The organism is Staphylococcus lugdunensis (assembly GCF_002901705.1).
GTDB lineage: Bacteria > Bacillota > Bacilli > Staphylococcales > Staphylococcaceae > Staphylococcus > Staphylococcus lugdunensis.
In genome coordinates this window covers 124,932-146,577 of sequence record NZ_PPPV01000016.1, presented here as the reverse complement: position 1 = coordinate 146,577, position 21,646 = coordinate 124,932, and the positions used below count along the sequence as shown (strand labels likewise).

Here is a 21,646-nt window from a genome sequence, read left to right as displayed (position 1 = left end):
TGATACCTAAGTATATAATATAGAAGTTTGACAGAATTTATGTTGTGTTTCTTTAATTGAAATGATATAAGTGGTACAACTGCGGGGGGGCGGGTACAAGCTAAATTTGGCTTGAATTTTCCGCCCCCATAAAGATGACGAAGAAGAAAAAATATTTGCTCAATACCGCTAAATGTCATAGATGTATGAATAATATCTATGAAATGACGATGTGTTTTTATATGGGAAAGGAAGATAAGTAATGACTAAAGAGAAACAAAATGGTCATGCGTGGGCACTGTTGCCACTATTATTATTTGTTTTATTATTTTTAGGTGTGGGGATTATTTCTGGAGATTTCACTACCATGCCACTTAATGTAGCTATAACTGTAACCGTCGTTGTGGCACTGCTAATGAACCGTAAAGAACGGTTTGCAAAAAAAATTGAAGTATTTACTAAGAGTGCCGGACATTCTAATATTATTTTGATGATGCTTATTTTTATTTTGGCAGGTGCTTTTTCGACAACCACTGAAAAAATGGGCGGTGTTGCATCGACCGTCAATTTAGGTTTATCACTTATTCCGCAAAACTTAATTATTGTGGGCTTGTTCGTGATTTGTATGTTCGTGTCTATTTCAATGGGGACGTCAGTTGGCACAGTGGCAGCGATAGCTCCAGTAGGATACGGATTTGCGCAAGCTACAGATGTGCCAACCGCGCTTGCAATGGCTACTGTTGTTGGTGGTGCTATGTTTGGTGATAATCTATCAATGATTTCAGACACAACTATTGCTGCAGTGCGTACCCAGAAAACACATATGAAAGATAAATTTAAAGTTAATTTTAAAATTGTATTACCTGGTGCATTGCTAACGATTGTAATTCTATTCTTATTAACACATGGTGTAGCGATAGATTCAACAAAAAATTACGATTATCATTTAGTAAAAGTTATCCCTTATGTATTGGTACTAGTGCTCGCATTGATAGGTGTTAACGTTATTATTGTCTTAATTGGCGGGACTGCATTATCAGGTATCATTGGTTTAATAGATGGTTCGTTTGGATGGAAAGGTTTGCTTAAAGCGATATCAGAAGGGATTATAGGCATGGAAGATATTGCGATGATTGCGCTTTTAATCGGTGGTCTAGTAGGTTTAATTGAACATAATGGCGGCATAAGTTGGCTGCTAAATTTTGTTCGTTCTAAAGTGAAATCTAAACGCGGTGCACAATTTGGTATAGCGAGTTTAGTTAGTGTTGCTGATATCGCAACCGCTAATAACACAATTTCTATTATTATGTCAGGTCCACTTGCAAAAAGTATTGCTGATGAATATGATGTTGATCCTAGAAAGTCGGCGAGTATATTAGATATATTTGGCAGCTGTTTTCAAGGATTATTACCTTATAGTCCGCAAGTGATATCGGCAGCTGGAGTAGCTGGGATTTCACCATTTTTACTTGTACCATACAGTATTTATCCAATATTATTAGGTGTGTGTGGCTTAGCGTCCATTATCTTTTTATATCCAAAACTAAAAGCAAAATAGTACTTGGAGATATGAAAGTATTAAAATCTACTTTGGTAAATTAATATATTTGTGATACAACTATTTTGGTGTGAGTTAAAAATACGTTAAAATAGAATTGAGTATGAAAGTAGGTGTATGGAAAAGTGGCTAAATATAATGTAGAAGATGAGTATGTTCAAATTCATATTGAACGATTATTAAAATATTCGCCTTCCTTAGTTTATCAAGCATGGACAACAGCGTCTTTACTTAAACAATGGTTTATGACGTCTCAGCGTACCAATCAAACATTTGATGTCGACGTAGCAGAAAATGGTAAATATCGAATTGTTGATAAACGCAATGGCAAAGCAAATGTTATAGAAGGAACTTTTGAAGTATTGGTAGAGAACCAATATATTAAAATGACTATTGGAATGCCAGGGCTTAGCGATGCTGAAGATATGATTGAAGTTGAATTTGTTGAACGAGAAACAGGGGGTACACAACTCTTGTTTAACTATCAATCTTTAGTGGCACGTGAACGACGCTTAACTAATCTCGAATATAAGCAGAAGAAAAAAGAATATCATGACTCAACGGTTCATGGCTTTGAACTCATGTTTGATAAAATGAATCAAGTGCTTGCGGACTATATTGAAGCATCATCTTAATAAAATAAGCGGAGTGTCAATGAAACTGACACTTCGCTTATTTTAGTTCATGTGCTTCTTTACGCTCGTTGTATTTACGTAGTAATGTTTCAAAAAATATGTGATAACTTATAAAACTAGAATAATCTGTACCATCATATAAATAGAAGGTGTTACTTGATACATAAACATTGTAATTGGCTTTCTGTGCTAACGTATTATCTTTTAATGTAGTGACAGAGATAAAGTATTTTTGGCGTAATTGCAGTAAGTTTGTGATTTCAGGTAGCTGTGTGGTTTCTCCCGATAATGAAATAATAAAGAATAAATCATTATCTTCAGAGCGATTTAACACCATTTTTAGTTCATGTACATCGTATAAGACGATAATACTATGATGCATAGTTAATAAGATACGCTGTGCTTCTTCAGCAACGTTTTTTTGAGCACGACCAGTACCATACAAGTAAATCGTTGACGCCGCATTTAATTTATCAGTTATAAGATCATAATCTATACGTTCTAAATAAGAAAATGTATTGTCAATTTCTTGTTTAAACGCATCTATAGAATCACTCGAGTGTTGTTGTTGTATTTCTGTTTCAAATTTCAAAAATGATTTAAAGTCACTATAACCATCAAAACCAAGCTTTCGAGTGAAGCGGTGAATCGTAGCATTTGATGCATGTGTATATTGTGCCAGCTCTTGTATTTTTAAATTTTTACAGTCCTCAATATGTGCGTTGACATAATGGGCAATTTGCAGGTCATTTTCATTTAATTTTGAAAAGTTTTTATTTACTCGTTCGTCTAAAAACATAAATAATCCTCAATTCTTATGAAAAAATTTTCATATAATGAAAACATAATCTGATTATACAAAATACTTTCAAAATAGGTCAACTGCATTGTTTGTATGAAAGCGTTTACTATATATTAAACATATAACCTATTTGAAAACGTTTTAACCGATATTAAGGCGATTGAGAAATCATATTTAGAACATAGTTAAGGGAGGAAGTACAAAATGAACGCAATAAAACGCTTTGGTAGTGCGATGATTGTTCCTGTGCTGATGTTTGCATTTTTTGGGATTGTACTTGGATTTGCTACATTATTTAAAAATCCAACAATTATGGGGAGTTTAGCGGATAGTCATACTTTTTGGTTTGAATTTTGGTCAATAATAGAAGCAGGCGGTTGGGTTATTTTTAACCATATGGAAATCGTCTTTGTAGTAGGCTTACCTTTATCGCTCGCTAAAAAAGCACCGGGCCATGCAGCATTGGCAGCACTAATGGGCTACCTTATGTTCAATACATTTATCAATGCGATTTTAACACAATGGCCCCATACCTTTGGTGCAAATTTAGAAAAAGGCGTTGAAAATGTTACTGGATTAAAAGCTATTGCAGGAATCGAAACGTTAGATACCAATATTCTTGGTGGTATTATTATTTCAGCTATAATCACATGGATACATAATAGATACTATAGTAAACGCTTACCAGAAATGTTAGGTGTGTTCCAAGGGCTAACATTTGTTGTAACTATCTCATTTTTTGTTATGTTGCCTGTCGCTGCAATTACATGTATCGTATGGCCAACTATCCAAAGTGGTATTGAGTCTGTACAACATTTTATTATTGGATCAGGGTACGTAGGTGTATGGTTGTATCATTTTTTAGAGCGGGTGTTAATACCAACAGGATTACATCATTTTATTTATGCACCAATTGAAGTTGGACCAGTCGTGGCTAAAGATGGACTTAAGGCAGAATGGTTCCATCATTTAAATCAATTTGCAGAGAACAGTAAACCACTGAAAGAACAATTTCACTATGGCTTTATGCTTCAAGGTAACGGTAAAGTTTTCGGTTGTGTGGGGATTGCATTAGCTATGTACTTTACAACACCTAAGAAAAACCGTAAGAAAGTAGCTGCTTTACTTATTCCAGCAACATTAACAGCAGTTGTAGCTGGGATTACAGAGCCATTAGAATTTACTTTCTTATTTATCGCACCATATTTATTTGTACTACATGCATTATTAGCAGCAACTATGGATACTTTGATGTATCTATTTGGTGTTGTTGGTAATATGGGCGGTGGTGTATTAGATTTCTTAGCCACAAACTGGATTCCATTAGGACAGAAACACTGGATGACATATGTAGTTCAAGTCGTTATCGGATTAATATTCGTAGGTATCTACTTTGTACTATTTAGATATTTAATTTTAAAATTTGATATTCCTTTACCAGGGCGTAGAGACGAAGAAGACGTTAAATTATTCTCTAAAAAAGATTACAAAGATAAAAAAGGAGATAATACAACAAACAGTAAACAGGCAGTAGCTGGTAACGAATACGAAGAAAAAGCAATTTATTATCTGGATGGATTAGGTGGCAAAGAAAATATTAAAGATGTCACTAATTGTACAACGCGATTGCGCTTAACTGTGAATGATCCAGAAAAAGTTGAAGAAAGTGCTTATTTCACACATAATCAAATGGCACACGGTTTAGTTAAAAGCGGTAAAAATGTCCAAGTTGTTGTAGGGATGTCTGTTCCTCAAGTAAGAGAAGCGTTTGAAAATTTAGTAACTATGGATGATAAGTAATATTCAGTTACAAAAGGAACCATTTTTAAAAAGTATGTTGGTGAAATGCTTTAAGGAATAGTGCTAGTTGAAGACCAAGGATGAGACAGTACCCTAGAAACGTAAAGCCTTAAAACTTAAAATACGGCGTAAAAAAGCACAAAGATGATTTGAAGTTAAAAATCATCTTTGTGCTTTTTATTTTGAGTAACGAACTGATGGCTTTTGATTATGAAATACGAGATTTATGCATAGCACTTGAACGATAAGATGCTGATAGGACATCAATATTATGTGTTGCGATTGTACGTAATAAGTGTGCGAATGTTTCTGGTGAACAACAAACACTGGCACAATCTGGATTCAAGGTATAATTTATAGCATAATGATTTGAGAATAAGGTCATGATATCAATGACTTTATCTTTAATGAAAGCATCTTGCAAACCATCTATTTTTAAATCAAAACGTTTGGAGGATTGATATAATTTTTCAGAATTAAGAAGTTCGTCTACATGCTTTGGAGGTAAAATTTGATAAATTAAATACTCGTGAAAACTTAAGAAACTAATTACATAAGGTAGTTGTTGTTTAGGTAAGCTAAGCTCTAAGACAAAAATACCTTTTTTCTTAGTTATACTGTATTGAATTGATTCACAAAAGTGAATTTGTTTACAAATTTTAATTAGTTGTTTACGCGTTGAACGTGATTTCAAACCTGCGATATTTAAAATGTAGGTTTCAAATTTATCTATCAACATGTGATGTCCTCCTCTAAAATTATATTTTTAAATAATGTAACGAAACTGAACGATATATTATCATATACGCTTATATGACAGTGTCTTACCAAATTGTGTGAAGATGTGTTGCGTGGATAAGTAAAATAGCTACGTTCTCTTATTCACACTGATTGTATCATTCTTTGAGAATATTATCACTAAGACTTTTGAATGAACTTAAATTTAATTGAATTGTCATATGATTTTTACGTTAACTATACAAAAGTGATGATCTATTTTAAAGATTCAAGTGGCAGTATCATGATAATGATAGATAAACTATTAAATTTTGATTACAAAATAGACGATAAATAGTATGTTAAAATATAAGCATTACAGAGAAAAAGAGGGGAATATTGATGTATAAAGCAGTTGTTTTTGATTTTGATGGAACAATTATTGATACGGAGGAACATTTATTTTCATTAATAAATAAACATTTGACTAGTCACAAATTATCTCCAATATCAAGGTCATTTTATCGTAGCAATGTTGGTGGGAAAGCACAGCCTCTGCATGACTATTTAACAGAAGCTTTAGGCGTTGATGATAAACAAGCAATTTATACAGAACATAATGACACAAGTAAGCATTTAGAAGTAAAAGAAACAATTGCGCAGTTGATGCGCTACTTGAAACAGCATCATATACCTATGGCCATCGCTACGAGTAGCTATCGACAAGATATTATGCCAACAGTGCACCAATTAGGGCTCGATGCTTATGTCGATGTCATAGTCGGTCGAGAAGATGTCGATGATATTAAACCGAATCCAGATCCTTATTTAGTAGCAGTACAGAAACTTAATTATGCACCGGGACATTGTTTAGCTATTGAAGATTCAGTTAATGGTGCGACTGCTGCAGTAACTGCAGGATTAGATGTAATTGTAAATACAAATGAAATGACTAAGCAACAAGATTTTTCAGCTATTTCATACATTGGTAAAGATATGGATTTTGATAGTATTGTCACAGCATGCTTCGAACGAGGAAAGGAGCACTAACACATGAATTGGAATATCCTTCTATTCTTTATAGCAGGGCCCATTATCATTGGCATTATCAATCTTATTATTGCGCCAAAGCTTAACCAACACTTACCTCGACGTAAACATACACGAAGATTCTTTATCAATACTTTCATCTATCTCATCATCGCTATTATCATCTACAAAATAATACTCGAGCCCCAACAATAAGAAACTCCAAATAAAAACATACAATCAAAGGAAGCTTGGGATTCCAGCTTCCTTTGATTAGAAATCTATTAAAACGTGAGTATAAAACGAAAAGGTATAATCTTAAAAAATGAAGCTAGAATTATGTCTTGCTTTCACGTATTATAGTGATGTTTACGACATACTTTTAATAATTAATGTTGTAATTATTAAAAGTAGCAAAATTGCATCAATACCAACTATAAACATAAAGCGTGTTGCACTTTGATTATCTGCTTGTTGTCGTTTCATCGCAATATAATTTGGTATAAGGCTAATAATAAGTAAAATTATAAGAATAATACCAATAATAATGGTGCTCATCGCACTCTACCTCCTCTTTTATTATGTATTAATTCCCAAATGGCTCCCGCAAGAATACCGACGATTAGACCTATGATAAGTCCAATTTTTACCGTGAAAAAGAGCCCTCCTAATAAAATAAAAATAACAAGTGATATCGAGAGTGTCGTACTATATATAACCTTGCGCATTTCAGAATTGAAGATAGCGAATAAGCCTACATAGAGAACAAAGAAAGATAGTATAGCTAAAATCGTTCTTATACTTAAAGCACTAAGTGATGAACGCGTGCCACTAAAATAATTAAGAATAAAAAATAAAACGCCAAATATAATTGAAAATTTTAACCCACGTAAACTAAGTTCTTTAATCATAAATAATCTCCTTTATTATTAATTGAAAGTATAACATAAAACGAAAGAAATACGTGTATGCTTTATATCATAATGAATATAAAAAATAACCATTTTGAAAGGTGAAAAAGCTTAATTTTAGTAAATTTTATAGCTTGCAAAAGCTTGTAAAATCAATGTTGTAACCGATTTCAAAAAACTGTAAAATTTTTGTACCATTTTGTTCAAATTATAGTATAATAACCTACATAAGTTTTTTCAGAAAACTTAGAATAAACAGAGATGGGGTTTGGTTATGAGTAACAATGAATTACACAGATCTCTGAGTGCACGTCAAGTGAGAATGATCGCACTCGGTGGCACGATTGGTGTAGGTTTATTTATGGGAGCTACAAGTACAATTAAGTGGACTGGGCCATCTGTGATTTTCGCTTATTTAATTGCAGGGATTTTTTTGTTCTTAATTATGAGAGCAATGGGAGAAATGATTTATTTAAATCCTACTACAGGATCATTTGCAACCTTTGCAAGTGACTACATTCATCCTGTTGCAGGTTATATGACTGCCTGGAGTAATATATTTCAGTGGATAGTCGTAGGTATGAGTGAAGTGATTGCTGTTGGAGAGTATATGAATTTTTGGTTTCCGAATTTACCACAATGGGTTCCTGGAGTGATTGCAGTAGCCTTATTATTAACTGCAAACTTAGCAACAGTTAAAGCATTTGGAGAATTTGAGTTCTGGTTTGCGTTAATCAAAGTTATAACAATATTATTAATGATTGTTGCCGGATTAGGTTTAATCTTCTTTGGTATTGGTAATGGTGGTCATCCTATTGGTATATCTAATTTATGGTCACATGGTGGTTTTCTACCTCATGGCTGGATGGGCTTCTTCTTTGCCTTATCCATCGTTATTGGTTCATATCAAGGGGTAGAACTTATCGGTATAACAGCTGGAGAAACTAAAAATCCAAAGAAAAATATTAAGAGTGCGATTAATGGTGTTATTTGGCGTATTCTTATCTTCTATATTGGTGCAGTGTTTGTCATTGTGTCAATCTATCCTTGGGATCAATTGGGCGATATTGGTAGTCCATTTGTAGCCACTTTTGCAAAAATCGGTATAACATTTGCAGCAGGATTAATTAACTTTGTAGTATTAACAGCAGCATTATCAGGATGTAATTCAGGTATTTTTAGTGCAAGTCGAATGATTTATACGTTAGCACAAAAAGGTCAAATGCCTAAAGTATTTACTAAAGTAATGAGAAATGGTGTGCCATTGTATGCTGTATTAGCAATTTCTATCGGCATATTAGTAGGAGCATTGTTAAATGTTGTATTACCAGTGTTTATAAAAGGCGCAGATAGTATTTTTGTGTATGTTTATAGTGCGTCTATTTTACCTGGTATGATTCCGTGGTTCATGATATTAATTAGTCATTTACGTTTTAGAAAATTACATCCGGAACAATTAGAAGGGCATCCATTCAAAATGCCAGGCGGTTCATTCGCGAATTATATCACTATTGCATTTTTAATTATTGTATTAATTGGTATGTTAATCAATAAAGAAACGGTAGTGTCTGTGCTGATTGGGATTGTCTTTTTAGTGGCTGTTTCAATTTACTATTTTATTCGCGGACATCATAAAGCCGAACGTCAAAATTAAATCATTAATAACTCAAACATTTAAAGTTCGGTAACATAATGAATAGTTAATCTATGATTATGAAAAACAAATTACGATTAAAAAGTGCGGACGGGATTAATGTCAATAATGACTTTAATCTCGTCCGCTTTTATTCGTAATTAATGTCTAAACTCAATATTTGATAGATGCTTGCGATAGTTGTCTAGAGCCATTTTAGATTGCGTGATGAAATCTAGTGAATCTTGATAATTTAATGCAATATATCTGTAGAATAATGTATCAATCGTATACATTTGTGCAAATAATGAGGTTGTAGCACCCATTCTTAATTCGTTTTCATCACTGTTACCATAAACTAAGACAACCTCTGATGCTTGTGCTACTGGATTGTGCTTATGACTTGTTACTGTCATGATAGGAATATGATAATCTTTAATCACTTTGACCAAGGCTTGTAATTCACTTTGATCACCATTGTTTGTGATAAATAAGATGCAATCACTTTGACTATGTGTAGACAATTGTGTCGTTAACATATGCGTTTCTTGTACGACTTGCACGTTTAATCCTATGCGTGAAAATTTTTGATAGATATCGAGTGCACATACGTAAGATGCACCGTAGCCAAAGACATATATGGTCTTTGCGCGCTTAAGTTGTTTACACATTTGATCAATCGCATAAGGTTTAATTGCTTGGGTACTTTTATTAATAGCATTTGCAGCACGTTGATGCAATTTATTTTTAATTTTATCAACACTATCGTTGGCTAAAATTTCGATATTATAGGGTAATGATTGTTTTGGGAAGATTTGTTGAATATTTATTTTGAGTCCTTCAAACCCATCATCATTAAATTGATAACTAAATGCATCAATCTTAGTAACATCAATATTAAGCGTTTTCGAAAGTGATTCCACACTCATGTTAATGATGTCGTACGGATGGTTCAATATAAATTGAGCAATATACTGTTCTGTCGTTGTCATATATTCATATTGATCATCGATCGCGTTTAATATATTTGGCATAATTTAACCACCTAATTGCGTTGAATTTCGCATTGATTTCGTTGTACCAAAGAAATAGGTAAGTATAAAGCCACCAATGTAAGCTGAAATAAGTCCTATAAGGTATCCAAGATACATATGATTTGATATTAGTGGAAGTAATGATAATCCACTAGGTCCAATTGCACGAGCACCAATATGCCCGATACCTCCAATTACGGCACCGCCAATACCTCCCCCTAAGCAAGCGGTAAAGAATGGTCTTCCCAATGGCAAGGTTACTCCATAAATTAATGGTTCTCCTATTCCAAGAAAGCCTGCAGGTAAAGCACCTTTAATGACATTAGCTAATTGTTTATTACGTTTACAGCGCATCCATAAGGCAAGGGCAGCACCAACTTGACCTGCGCCTGCCATTGCGGCGATAGGTAATAAATTAGTAGCACCGGTTTGATTGATGAGTTCGATATGGATAGGTGTGAAGATATGGTGCAAACCTAACATGACTAAAGGCAAGAATGATGCACCAATAATAAAGCCACTAAAGATACCACCAATATCAATTACCCAGTTGACTACAATCACTAAACCTGATGATATAAATCCTGCTAATGGCATGATTACAAATATCGTTAGCAAACCTATTATTAATAGCGTTAAAGTAGGAGTTATAATTATGTCAATGGCATTTGGTACTATTTTATGCAATCTTTTTTCAATTAAACTGAGTAACCAGACAGCAATGATAACACCAATAATACCACCTTGACTAGGTAAAAGTGGCTCCCCAGTAAAAATATTTACAATTGGATTTTTATCACTTATACCTGTTAGTAATGTCGTACCACCGATGACGCCACCTAAACCTGGAGTTGCTCCAAAGACTTTGGCAGCATTTATTCCAGTATAGATAGCTAAATAAAAGAACATACCATCTTTAATGACATTTAAGACAACAACCATTTGTTTTACCCAATCCGCAGTTAAATCACCGGCTTGGATAAAATTATTTAAAACTGCTGCTATACCACCGATTAATCCTGCACCAACAAAGGCTGGTATTAAAGGAATAAAAATATCTGCTATGGTTCTAAGTACTTTATTCCAACGTTTATTAGAATTTTTATGCTGTTTATTTTCAGTTGGCTGCGCAGGTGAGGATGTGGTTTTGTGTTGTTTTTCTATATATTCTGTCACTTTGTCCACTACACCTGGGCCTAACACGATTTGTAAACGGTCATCATCAATGACCCCAAGTACACCTTTAATTGATTTTAATTCAGTGTAATTGACGTGTTGCTTATTATTCAACTTTAGGCGAATACGTGTCATGCAATGAAGAATATCGTTTATATTTTCAATGCCACCGACAGCATGTAATATTTGCTCAGCAAGTTGTTGTTCATTTTTCATAAGAAACGCCTCCTTAAGATTGAATCGCTTTTTTAATGACTCCATTATGCTTGGTTAATCTTAGTTGGGCATCGTTTCTAGAAGTGTCACACATATGCATGACAACTGCTACTTTAATATCATTATTAGCTTGTTGATAAAGATGTTGTGCTGTTTCATGATTAATACTACATATATCTTCAATTATATGAATTGAACGTTGTTGTAATTTGGTGTTTGTTGGTTTCAAGTCGACCATCAAGTTATCATATACTTTACCGATGCCAATCATAGTCATTGTCGATATCATATTAAGCACTAACTTTTGTGAAGTACCGGCTTTTAAACGCGTTGATCCAGTTAATACTTCGGGACCAACGTTAACTTCTAGTGCATAATCTGCAAGTTGACTTATATCACTGTTGACATTACAAGATAAGGCAACGGTTTTAGCTTCTAATTGATTCGCATAAGTGAGTGCACCTATGACATAAGGTGTACGACCACTGGCTGAAATTCCTACAACCACATCTTGTTTATTAAGATTGATATTTTTTAAATCTTGTTCTCCTAATGATGCACTGTCTTCAGCTCCTTCAATGGCTGTTGTCATTGCACCTTGTCCTCCAGCAATTAGACCAATAACTTCACCTGGTGATGTATTGAATGTTGGTACACACTCTGCAGCATCGAGCACACCTAAACGTCCACTTGTGCCTGCACCGATATAAATGAGTCTGCCACCTTTAGAAAATTGATGAATGATTGTTTCAATGGCTTTACTTAATTCCGGTAAAATTTGCTGAACTGCTATTGCTACTTGTTGATCTTCGCTGTTAATTGTTTTTAATGCTTCTAAAATAGGCATGTCATCCAGGTGCATCGTACGTTTGTTTCTACGCTCTGTCATTAAATGTTTCATTGATTTACTCCTTTATCTTCAATAAATTCAAATGTATCATTTGGTTGGATGAGTGGTAGTAAGACTTGGTCCTCTGCAACAATTGTAGCAAGATAATTAACATGTGAATGTGTCGGTAAAGGAGTTCTAACAATTTGAATTTCACCTTCATAACGCCCATTTAAATGATTATCTATCGTCACATGGCCACAACTTCTAATATCGAATGGGTAAGGCTGTGACGTGATATGTTGCTGGCATCTAGAGCGAGATTCCGATGAGCGAATCACATGTTCTGGTGCATCAGGCCGTGATGTATGTTGTTGTAATAATAATTGTTGATAAGAATGTTCCAGTTTGGTCACCTTAAGCTTGAAATGTCTATCTCGTAACATAAATATAAGTTGTTCAGCATGTTTGGCAGTCATGTATGGATCGCTAATAATAATATTATTGATGCCACTATTCATAAGTTGAGTTGCAGCTAATAAAGGATTGTTTGTTCTATGCTGCTCTATTGTAGGTAGTCCGCAATAAAGTGGTCCACGAAATTCTGATCCTGGTATAAAAGCAAAAATAATGCTATTTGAATCAAACTGTCGAATTAAGTGATTTTGTGCGCTGACAAAATCTGTTGATAAACCAGTATCAGGCCGTGGATAATAATTATGACAGTAGTATATAGGTTGTTTAGTAGGAAGTTGCTGCAATATTGAAGCATCAATGGTACTTGCGTTTAAACAGCATTTTAAACCATGATTTTGCAGTTCTTCGATCATTGAAATTTGAAGCTGATTATCTATTCTAATAATAAAATTCCCTGTCGAAATATTATTGAAAAATGTAAAAAAGTCATGATTAAGCAAGTCAGGATGTACATCTATTACATAAGTCATATTGACGTTACGCAAAAGCTCACATAACTCTCCCAAATATGCAAGTTGTTGACGTAGCGATAACTTAGATAACTGCAAGGATGTGAATATCATGTCATAACCAAGCTGAGTCATCTTGTGTATGTATGTCTTGTTTAAGGTTGTTCCTAGATATACTGAAAATCCAACCATGGTAAACCTCCTTTAATGCTATAATCATATTTATTATAAACGTTACGTAATCAGTTTACAATTTACCTATAAAATATTTTTATATTTAATTTAGAAAACAATAAAATGATATTGATTTCAGCACGATAATTGTCTGTTTTTAAACTTAAAAAACCCGACAGAATACAGTTAATCTGACGGGTTTAAAAATTGTGTATAATTATCAATTGTTATATCATGCGTGTTTAAAGTCTTTTCGAAAGAATATGAAATATCATGGATTGCTAATATAGGTAATTCTCGTGTACAACCGTGTCCAATATCAAAAACAATCGCAAGCCACTCAGCGTTTTTACATAAAATACCGATAAAAATAACATTTTGAGCAGCCATTTTATTATCGCTAACAAAATCGACAGACATTACGTTGCGTTCGGCACTGTATATGAGAATGTCTGAAAACAACTTAGGTAATGGTGTCGCTTCAATTGTGTCGAATTTAATATATTTGTCCATACGTTTAAGCAGCTTTCTTACGCGTGTATTTGGCAACTTTAAACATTGCTGAATAATTTCTTGTATTTCTTGTTTATAAGGTAATGAAGAATACGATTGACTTTCATTTAGTGTAAGAAAAAGTGCAAGTAGTTGCTCTTCTGAGATGGAAAGTGCCATTTTTGATTGAGACTGTTGAATTTGAAAACCGCCCAATTTACCATGCTGTGCAAATATCCTTACACCTTGTTCTTCTAACTCGGCGATATCACGCGAAATGGTACGTTTAGACACATTTAATGCTGTTGCTAATTCAGAGGCTGTCATTTTACGATTCTGTTGTATTACATGGATGAGTTGATTTTGTCTTTCAGCTTTATTCAAATTAGACACCACCTAATGTTACATATTACTTTAATTATAACATATAAGCGACAATGATGACATTTGTATATATGTAAAGTGTTTTGTAACTAAAAAAAATTAAAAAATATTTGGAAAACGCTTACATTTTCTTAATAATTGTGCTATTATAATAATTGTAACAGGGGAGAGCGATTACAAACAAAGGGGTAAAGCTATGTAACAGATAGCTTAAAATAATCGTTCACGTTACATCGAAACATCTTCAATATTTATTACTTACTTTCCTTTCTATTTGTCGGCTAGCATATGACTAGCCGTTTTTTTGTTTGAATTTAATTATAAATCAGCTATACGTTAATATAGGAATACGTTAAAATAAAGTAAAAAAGAAATGAGGTGACTCATTTAATGCATAAGCGATTAGAAGAAATTGATCAGCTTATTGAGAGATGGATACAACAGCTTGATGTAATCATTCCTCAGTTATTGGCTAAATTAGATACAGATATAAAGCAAGATAGATTTGATTTGGTAACAAATGTCGATAAAGCCTTACAGCAGCATTTTAGTGAAATGTTACATGAGCATCTTCCAGGACATCAATTGGTAGCTGAAGAGAAAAATAATGACACGATAAGTGCACATGAAGGACATGTGTGGTTGTTAGATCCAATCGACGGTACTGCAAATTTAGTAAAACAACAAGAAGATTATTGTATTATTATCGGTTATTTTGTTAATGGAAAGCCTAAGTTATCATACATATACGATTATGTTCATCAAAAGCTCTATAAAGCAATCGAACATCGAGGGGCCTTTGAAAACAATAATCCTTTACCCAAACCACCCATACTTAGTTTACAAGATGCGATGATTTCATTTGATGCGCAGTATATACCAGTAGATGTATCCAAAGCATTGCGTGAAGCATGTTTTGCTAATCGCAACATTGGCTCATGTGGTTTAGATTCAATAAAAGTAATAAAGGGACAATTTGGTGCATATATTAATACGAATCCTAAGCCTTGGGATATTGCAGAACAACATTTATTTGCCAAGGAATTAGGACTGAAGATGACATGTTTGACTCGTGCTGCTCTAAATATTTCTGAAGCAGGTCCGTTTATTATCAGTAATGAAGGTTGCTATGACGAGATTATTAATATTTATCAGCGCTATAGTTAAATTTTAAATAATAGTGAAACATTTTAGCAAAATTCTAATAAATAAGGCTAAAGATGTATTCAAAAATAATGTTTTATGGATATAATTGATGTGACTAATAGTGAATGGAGTGGTTTGTGTGCGACGGTCAGAACGGAAAAAAATGAATTTACCGTTAAAAATCTTTTTATGGATGTTTGGAATACTAGTATTATTGGCAATTATAGCAGTTATATATGTCGCTGCGAAAATTTTTATTACAGGGGATAAAATACATAATCCTCTTGATCGCAGTCATTCAGCATTAAGAAGTAAAAATGTCAATTTAAGTAAAGGAGAACCTTTTACGATTGCGTTATTTGGTGTTGATTCTGATGCCAAAAGAAAACAAGCAAATGATGGACAAAGAAGTGATACCATCATGATTCTATCAATAAACCCTAGCAAACAAAAAACGGATATAGTCAGTATTCCAAGGGATACAAAAGCAGATATTGTTGGTAGAGGAACAACTGAAAAAATCAACCATGCATATGCTTATGGTGGTGCCAACATGGCTGTAAAATCATTAGAAAAATTGATGAATGTTCCAATCGATCATTATGCTACGATTGATATGGATGGTTTACATGATATGATTGATGCATTAGGTGGCGTTGATGTTGTAAGTAATGACACCTTTACCATTAATGGCACACACTTCGTTCATGGTGAAAAAACACATTTAGATGGCGATAAAGCAATGAACTTTATCAGAAGTCGTAAAGAAGAAGGCGCAGGTGGCGATTTCGGTCGTCAAGAACGACAGCAAATCATTTTACAAGCAATGGCCAATAAAATGGTAAGTAAATCTTCTATCACGCATTTCAATAGTTTATTGTCTGAAATACAAAAAAATGTTAAAACAGATTTGAGTTTAAGTGAAATGAATCAAATTCGCAGTAATTACAAAGGTGCGAATAAAACAGTGAATCGCTATCAATTAGATGGTCAAGGTGGTATTCAAGATGATGGATTATACTACTTTATTCCAAGCGAATCATCTAAAAAAGACAGCACAGACATTATAAATAGTAATTTAGGCCTATAATAAAAGGTATTATAAACAAATTAGCCAGTAAATGAAGTTACAAAAACGTATTTACTGGTTAATTTTTTTATGTGCCAGTTTCTTTAATTATTAACAATAAGATGCTCATATTACTTTTAATGAAAACGTATGCAGGAAAAAAGAATTGATTTTTTTAAATGTTATTAAAGTCTTAACATTCTAGTCATTAAGTTATACAATTAAGATGATTCTATTATCGATATATTTATATGTGGGGTATTGATGTAGGATATAGAGAAGTCTTTTAAGAATTAAATAAATATAAATGGGGTGAAGGTATGCAGGAACATTTAATTGTTACATTAGATGGCACAGATTATCTTGTTGAACCTGGAACAAACTTACTTGAGTTTATTAAGTCAAGAAATACGTTCGTACCTTCAATTTGCTATAACGAATCAATGGGACCAATCCAGACATGTGATACATGTATGGTTGAAATTGATGGGCAAATTGAGCGAGCGTGTAGTACGACAATTGATCGTCCAATGACGGTTAATACTGAAAATAATGAGGTTAAATCAAGCCAAAAAGAAGCGCTAGATAGAATTTTGGAAAAGCATATGCTGTATTGTACTGTTTGTGATTACAATAACGGTGATTGTGAAATTCATAATACGATGGACGAGTGGGGATTACAACATCAAACTTATGAATATAAAGAAAAACCATACGAGAAAGATTATGGTCCATTTTATCGATATGACCCTAATCAATGTATTTTGTGTGGGCGTTGTGTAGAGGCATGTCAAGACATTGAAGTAAATGAAACCATTCGCATTGACTGGGATAGAGAACATCCACGTGTCATTTGGGACAATGATGTACCTATCAATGAATCTTCATGTGTATCGTGTGGTCAATGTGCTACAGTGTGCCCGTGTAACGCTATGATGGAAGTTAATATGGAAGGTAATGCAGGTTATATGACTGATACAGAGCCAGGTTCTCTAGCAGCTATGATTGACTTAACAAAAAAGGCTGAACCAGGTTATGGTCCATTATTTGCGATTTCTGATTCAGAAGCAGAAATGCGTAAAGAACGTATTAACAAAACGAAAACCGTATGCACATATTGTGGTGTAGGTTGTTCATTTGAAGTATGGACGAAAGATAGAGAAGTATTAAAAGTTCAACCTTCACATGATTCTCCAGCCAACAAGGTTGCAACATGTGTTAAAGGTAAATTCTCATGGGGACATATCAATTCTGATCAGCGTTTAACGAAACCTCTAGTTCGTAAAAATGGTGAATTCCATGAAGTTGAATGGGATGAAGCTTTGAAAGTTGTTGTAGATAACTTTAGTCAGATTAAAAATCAATATGGTGGCGAAGCTTTAGCCTTTATTGCGTCATCTAAAGGAACCAATGAAGAATCGTATTTAATGCAAAAGTTATCACGACAAGTTTTTGGATCTAATAACGTTGATAACTGTTCAAGATATTGTCAGGCACCAGCAACAAAAGGTTTATTTAGAACAGTAGGACATGGTGGTGACTCTGGTTCTATAGAAGATTTAGAAAAAGCAGCAATGACTGTGCTTATAGGTACAAATACGGCAGAGGCTCATCCGGTCATTGCATCACGTATGAAACGTGCTCAAAAGTTATTCGGGCAACGCTCACATGTCTTTGATATACGCAAACATGAAATGGCAGAACGTGCAGATGAATTTTACCAACCTAAACCAGGAACGGATCTCGTATGGTTAGGTGCAGCAACAAAATATATCATCGATCACGACTTACATGATAAGGCATTCATTGATGAATGGGTAGATAACTTTGATGATTATTATGCATCATTAGAACCATTTACAATGGAATTTGCTGAAGAAGCTACTGGTATACCAAAAGAAAGACTTATTAAGTTTGCTGAAGAAGGAGCTAAAGCAGAAACTGTAGCTATTTGCTGGGCTATGGGTATTACGCAACAAGATATTGGTAGTGACTCTAGTACAGCAATTTCCAATTTCTTATTAGCAACAGGCAATTATCGTAAACCTGGCTCAGGTGCCTATCCATTACGAGGACATAATAATGTTCAAGGTGCAAGTGATATGGGAAGCATGCCAGATCAATTTACTGGTTATCAAAGAGTTGTAGATGATGATGTGCGTGCTAAATTTGAAAAAGAATATGGTGTAACATTAAATCCAACACCTGGACGAGATAATCATCAAATGATGGAGGGTATCCATAATGATGAAATACATTCACTTTACTTATACGGTGAAGATACAGGTATTGTAGATTCAAACATTAATTTTGTACAATCTGCATTAGAAAAAGTAGACTTTTTAGTGGTACAAGATGAATTTCTAACTTTCACAGCTTCATATGCAGATGTCGTGTTACCAGCCAGTCCATCACTCGAAAAAGATGGAACATTTACGAATACAGAACGTCGTATTCAACGCATTAATCAAGCGTTAACACCTTTAGGAGATTCTAAACCTGACTGGGTCATTTTCCAAATGATTGCTAAAGAATTTGGATTTGACTGGAATTATAATTATCCTGGTGACATTATGGATGAAATTGCGCGATTAACACCTCTATATGCAGGTGTAAGTTATGATCGATTACAAGGCTTTGACAGCTTACAATGGCCAGTGCATGAAGATGGTACAGACGAACCATTACTCTACTTAGAAGGTTTTAATTTTGAGAATAAAAAAGCAAAATTCTATCCTTTATCATTTGATAACTTCTTTAAAGAAGATGAAGTATATGACTTACATGTTAATAATGGTCGTTTACTTGAACATTTCCATGAAGGTAATATGACTTATCAAACAGAAATGATTAAGTACAAAATGCCAAATACCTTTGTTGAAATATCACCAGAATTAGCAAAAGACCGTAATATTCACGAAGGTGCTGAAGTTAAACTGATATCTACAACGGGTGAAGCAAAACTAATTGTACATGTCACTGACCGAGTAAAAGGGAAAGAAATTTATATACCATTAAATAATGATGCGATGGTACACGGTGATATGGGTGCGATTAACTTATTGACAAATAGTGATGTTGATCAATATACAGATACACCATCCTACAAACGTACAAGTTGTCGTATGGAAATCCTTTCTCGACGTGGCAAGTCACCATTGAATCCAACGAACTTCCGCGTAGATAAACAACGTCATCCGCAATATAGTGTGCAGGTTCAGAAAAAATGGGAACGTCAGGACTACGTTTTCCCAGGAAATAAAGGTGATCAATAATGGCTGAAAGAATCACAAATATCAAACGTCTAAAAAAATCAGACGAGCAGATTAAGTTAGAAAACCTTACTGAAGTAACAGACGCGATTGCTGATAATAAAGATAGTATTTTAAAGGCAATCAAGTTAATAAAAGTATTGGATGATGCGAAACTCTTAGATGCATTAAATGGTGCTATTAAAGGAAGACAAGTTATTATCAACAAATTTGCAGTTGAATTAAATAAGGACATATATACCGGTTTGTTATCTAATATGGCATCGCTTGTATTTTTATTAGGTGATTTGGAAGTTAAAGATTTAAGTGCCTTTTTAGCTAAAGTGAACAAAGGGTTACATGTTGCGAACCAAGCTAGTCCTAATGCCAAAACATCAATTAGACATTTATTAGGTGTATTAAAAGATGATGATATGAATCGCAGTTTAACTTATATGTTAAATATGCTAAAAGGTATGTCTAGAGAACATTAGCCATAATTAGTTCATAGAGCGTATTATTCATATTTAGATATAAACGATAGGACAGAAAACAAAGTTATATTTGACTTTGTTTTACTGTCCTCTTTTTATGTAATAAAGCGCACAATAGGTTAAGGATATGGTATGGTGTTATATAGGTAAAATTGAGAGGATGAAGACTTATCGAATCAAAAATGATTAAGCGTATTATGATTGCATCAAATCTTTGCTTAGTTGCTGGGCTGATTTGTTTGTTTATCATGCAGTTTATGTTAGCAATAAGTATGTTTGCCATTTCTTTAACGATGAGCTTAGTACTATTTAATGTCTTACTTAGAGAGCGCAAAGGTTTAAAATGGGCAATCAATGGTTCATTTCTTTTTGTGGTGTTAGTAATTGTTGTAGCATATTTTATTATGACAAAGTGAAGATTGTGAGTATAGATCATTGAGGAAGAAGCGTAAAAAATTAAAAAAACATTATATTATAACTATATTAGCCATAACTAGCATCTTATTGTTATATAAAGGACAGTTATTTTTTATAAGCAATCAGCAGGTAACATTTGACGAGGCAGTGAGGTTACAAACTAGTTCAGAAATGATAAATACCATTAACAATAACGGTGAGTTTACTGCTGCTAATCGTCATCAAGTCGAAAGTGCTATGCGGATTTCTTTTCGAGATACAGAATTTAAGTATATGGAACTGACGCATCCCATTAAGATGTCTGAAAAAGAAGTAAATCAAATGCTTCATAATAAAGGCATACTCGATGGCCATGGGCAACAATTTTTAGCAGCACAAAAGCAATATAAAATTAATGTTATTTATTTAGTAAGCCATGCGCTGGTTGAAACCGGGGAAGGACAATCCACGTTAGCCAAAGGTATTACAGATGGGCAGCAACGCTATTATAATTTTTTTGGCATTGGTGCATTTGACAGCAATGCCATTCAAACAGGTAAAAGTTATGCCAAAACGCATCATTGGACTTCTCCCAATAAAGCGATTATAGATGGTGCATCTTTTATTCGCTCACACTATTTTGATCAAGGACAAGTTTCCTTGTATCAAATGAGGTGGAATCCGGCAAATCCAGCACATCATCAATATGCCACGGATATATATTGGGATGAACAAATTGCTAATTATATGGCGCATTTTTATAAACAATATGGTATTAAGAAAGATCGTATTCAGAGAGACTTTTATCGTTAATATAAAATAAATAGAGTGTTTCATTGATGATATTTATTACATATTAAGTCAATTTGGGACATAAATACAAAGTATTAAAATTGTAATGTTAAAATCTTTTCTTCGGTATGATTTTTACAATATAATTTGAAGTGATTAAAATTGAAGCTTCTATTAATAACGTATGTTGCGTTATGTTATCG

General features: G+C 33.7%; 21 protein-coding genes. 12 read left to right on the top strand and 9 right to left on the bottom strand.

The annotated features are described in order from the left end of the window. Positions 1-241 precede the first annotated feature (241 nt). The gene (locus tag CD041_RS07585; RefSeq protein WP_002460143.1) at positions 242-1,537 is read left to right on the top strand and encodes a Na+/H+ antiporter NhaC family protein; all 1,296 of its coding nucleotides are present in this window, start codon (positions 242-244) and stop codon (positions 1,535-1,537) included. Positions 1,538-1,662: 125 nt separating this feature from the next. Beyond that, complete coding sequence (locus CD041_RS07580; protein WP_002478788.1) at positions 1,663-2,172, top strand: SRPBCC family protein; 510 nt, start codon at positions 1,663-1,665, stop codon at positions 2,170-2,172. A 37-nt stretch (positions 2,173-2,209) separates the two neighbouring features. Here CD041_RS07580 and CD041_RS07575 read toward each other — a convergent pair whose 3' ends face one another. Further along, positions 2,210-2,971, bottom strand: coding sequence for a MurR/RpiR family transcriptional regulator (locus tag CD041_RS07575; protein ID WP_070873956.1), 762 nt, complete (start codon positions 2,969-2,971; stop codon positions 2,210-2,212). 207 nt (positions 2,972-3,178) lie between these two features. Between CD041_RS07575 and CD041_RS07570 the strand changes: the two genes are divergently transcribed. Further along, positions 3,179-4,774 carry an alpha-glucoside-specific PTS transporter subunit IIBC gene (locus CD041_RS07570; protein WP_070648172.1) on the top strand — a complete coding sequence of 532 codons (1,596 nt, stop codon included), beginning with the start codon at positions 3,179-3,181 and terminating at the stop codon, positions 4,772-4,774. A gap of 208 nt (positions 4,775-4,982) precedes the next feature. Here the strand turns inward: CD041_RS07570 and CD041_RS07565 are convergent, their stop codons facing one another. Next, positions 4,983-5,513: a hypothetical protein gene (locus tag CD041_RS07565; RefSeq protein WP_002460138.1), complete on the bottom strand. Its 531-nt coding sequence runs from the start codon at positions 5,511-5,513 to the stop codon at positions 4,983-4,985. Positions 5,514-5,893: 380 nt separating this feature from the next. On the opposite strand from CD041_RS07565, the gene CD041_RS07560 reads away from it, so the two are divergent. Both CD041_RS07560 and CD041_RS07555 read left to right on the top strand, forming a co-directional pair. Beyond that, positions 5,894-6,541: an HAD-IA family hydrolase gene (locus tag CD041_RS07560; protein ID WP_002460137.1), complete on the top strand. Its 648-nt coding sequence runs from the start codon at positions 5,894-5,896 to the stop codon at positions 6,539-6,541. A gap of 3 nt (positions 6,542-6,544) precedes the next feature. Continuing rightward, positions 6,545-6,736: a hypothetical protein gene (locus tag CD041_RS07555; protein WP_002460136.1), complete on the top strand. Its 192-nt coding sequence runs from the start codon at positions 6,545-6,547 to the stop codon at positions 6,734-6,736. Positions 6,737-6,889: 153 nt separating this feature from the next. Here the strand turns inward: CD041_RS07555 and CD041_RS07550 are convergent, their stop codons facing one another. After that, a complete protein-coding gene (locus CD041_RS07550) occupies positions 6,890-7,078 on the bottom strand; it encodes a hypothetical protein (protein ID WP_080606527.1) in 189 nt (62 codons plus the stop codon). Further along, positions 7,075-7,431, bottom strand: a complete 357-nt coding sequence (locus CD041_RS07545; protein WP_002460134.1) for a hypothetical protein — start codon at positions 7,429-7,431, stop codon at positions 7,075-7,077. Before CD041_RS07545 ends, CD041_RS07550 begins: the two co-directional genes overlap by 4 nt. Before the next feature lie 274 nt (positions 7,432-7,705). Here CD041_RS07545 and CD041_RS07540 point away from each other — a divergent pair, with 274 nt between their 5' ends. Next, complete coding sequence (locus CD041_RS07540; protein WP_002460133.1) at positions 7,706-9,085, top strand: amino acid permease; 1,380 nt, start codon at positions 7,706-7,708, stop codon at positions 9,083-9,085. A 140-nt stretch (positions 9,086-9,225) separates the two neighbouring features. On the opposite strand, the gene CD041_RS07535 is transcribed toward CD041_RS07540, so the two are convergent. The 5 genes from CD041_RS07535 to CD041_RS07515 all read right to left on the bottom strand — a co-directional run bounded on the left by CD041_RS07535 (position 9,226) and on the right by CD041_RS07515 (position 14,295). Continuing rightward, the gene (locus tag CD041_RS07535) at positions 9,226-10,098 is read right to left on the bottom strand and encodes a MurR/RpiR family transcriptional regulator (RefSeq protein ID WP_002460132.1); all 873 of its coding nucleotides are present in this window, start codon (positions 10,096-10,098) and stop codon (positions 9,226-9,228) included. Positions 10,099-10,101: 3 nt separating this feature from the next. After that, complete coding sequence (locus CD041_RS07530; protein ID WP_002492282.1) at positions 10,102-11,490, bottom strand: PTS transporter subunit EIIC; 1,389 nt, start codon at positions 11,488-11,490, stop codon at positions 10,102-10,104. A gap of 13 nt (positions 11,491-11,503) precedes the next feature. After that, positions 11,504-12,391 (bottom strand): N-acetylmuramic acid 6-phosphate etherase, encoded by an 888-nt coding sequence (murQ, locus tag CD041_RS07525; RefSeq protein WP_080606528.1) that lies wholly within the window; start codon positions 12,389-12,391, stop codon positions 11,504-11,506. Continuing rightward, positions 12,388-13,437, bottom strand: coding sequence for a MupG family TIM beta-alpha barrel fold protein (locus tag CD041_RS07520; protein ID WP_002460129.1), 1,050 nt, complete (start codon positions 13,435-13,437; stop codon positions 12,388-12,390). The genes murQ and CD041_RS07520 overlap by 4 nt, the downstream gene beginning before the upstream one ends. A gap of 168 nt (positions 13,438-13,605) precedes the next feature. Next, positions 13,606-14,295 carry a helix-turn-helix transcriptional regulator gene (locus tag CD041_RS07515; RefSeq protein WP_002478793.1) on the bottom strand — a complete coding sequence of 230 codons (690 nt, stop codon included), beginning with the start codon at positions 14,293-14,295 and terminating at the stop codon, positions 13,606-13,608. Between the two features lie 390 nt (positions 14,296-14,685). Here CD041_RS07515 and CD041_RS07510 point away from each other — a divergent pair, with 390 nt between their 5' ends. The 6 genes from CD041_RS07510 (at position 14,686) to CD041_RS07485 (ending at position 21,464) form a co-directional block, all read left to right on the top strand. Further along, entirely contained in the window at positions 14,686-15,462 is a 777-nt protein-coding gene (locus tag CD041_RS07510) for an inositol monophosphatase family protein (RefSeq protein ID WP_080606529.1), read from the top strand. A 118-nt stretch (positions 15,463-15,580) separates the two neighbouring features. Next, the gene (locus tag CD041_RS07505) at positions 15,581-16,531 is read left to right on the top strand and encodes an LCP family glycopolymer transferase (RefSeq protein ID WP_002460126.1); all 951 of its coding nucleotides are present in this window, start codon (positions 15,581-15,583) and stop codon (positions 16,529-16,531) included. Between the two features lie 299 nt (positions 16,532-16,830). Further along, positions 16,831-19,785 (top strand): formate dehydrogenase subunit alpha, encoded by a 2,955-nt coding sequence (fdhF, locus tag CD041_RS07500; RefSeq protein ID WP_070648174.1) that lies wholly within the window; start codon positions 16,831-16,833, stop codon positions 19,783-19,785. Further along, positions 19,785-20,255, top strand: coding sequence for a helical membrane plugin domain-containing protein (locus tag CD041_RS07495; RefSeq protein ID WP_002460124.1), 471 nt, complete (start codon positions 19,785-19,787; stop codon positions 20,253-20,255). Before fdhF ends, CD041_RS07495 begins: the two co-directional genes overlap by 1 nt. 182 nt (positions 20,256-20,437) lie before the next feature. Next, on the top strand, positions 20,438-20,671 hold the full coding sequence (locus CD041_RS07490) for a hypothetical protein (RefSeq protein WP_002460123.1): 234 nt from the start codon (positions 20,438-20,440) through the stop codon (positions 20,669-20,671). A gap of 19 nt (positions 20,672-20,690) precedes the next feature. Further along, positions 20,691-21,464, top strand: coding sequence for an N-acetylglucosaminidase (locus tag CD041_RS07485; RefSeq protein ID WP_002478796.1), 774 nt, complete (start codon positions 20,691-20,693; stop codon positions 21,462-21,464). The last annotated feature ends 182 nt before the right edge of the window (positions 21,465-21,646 follow it).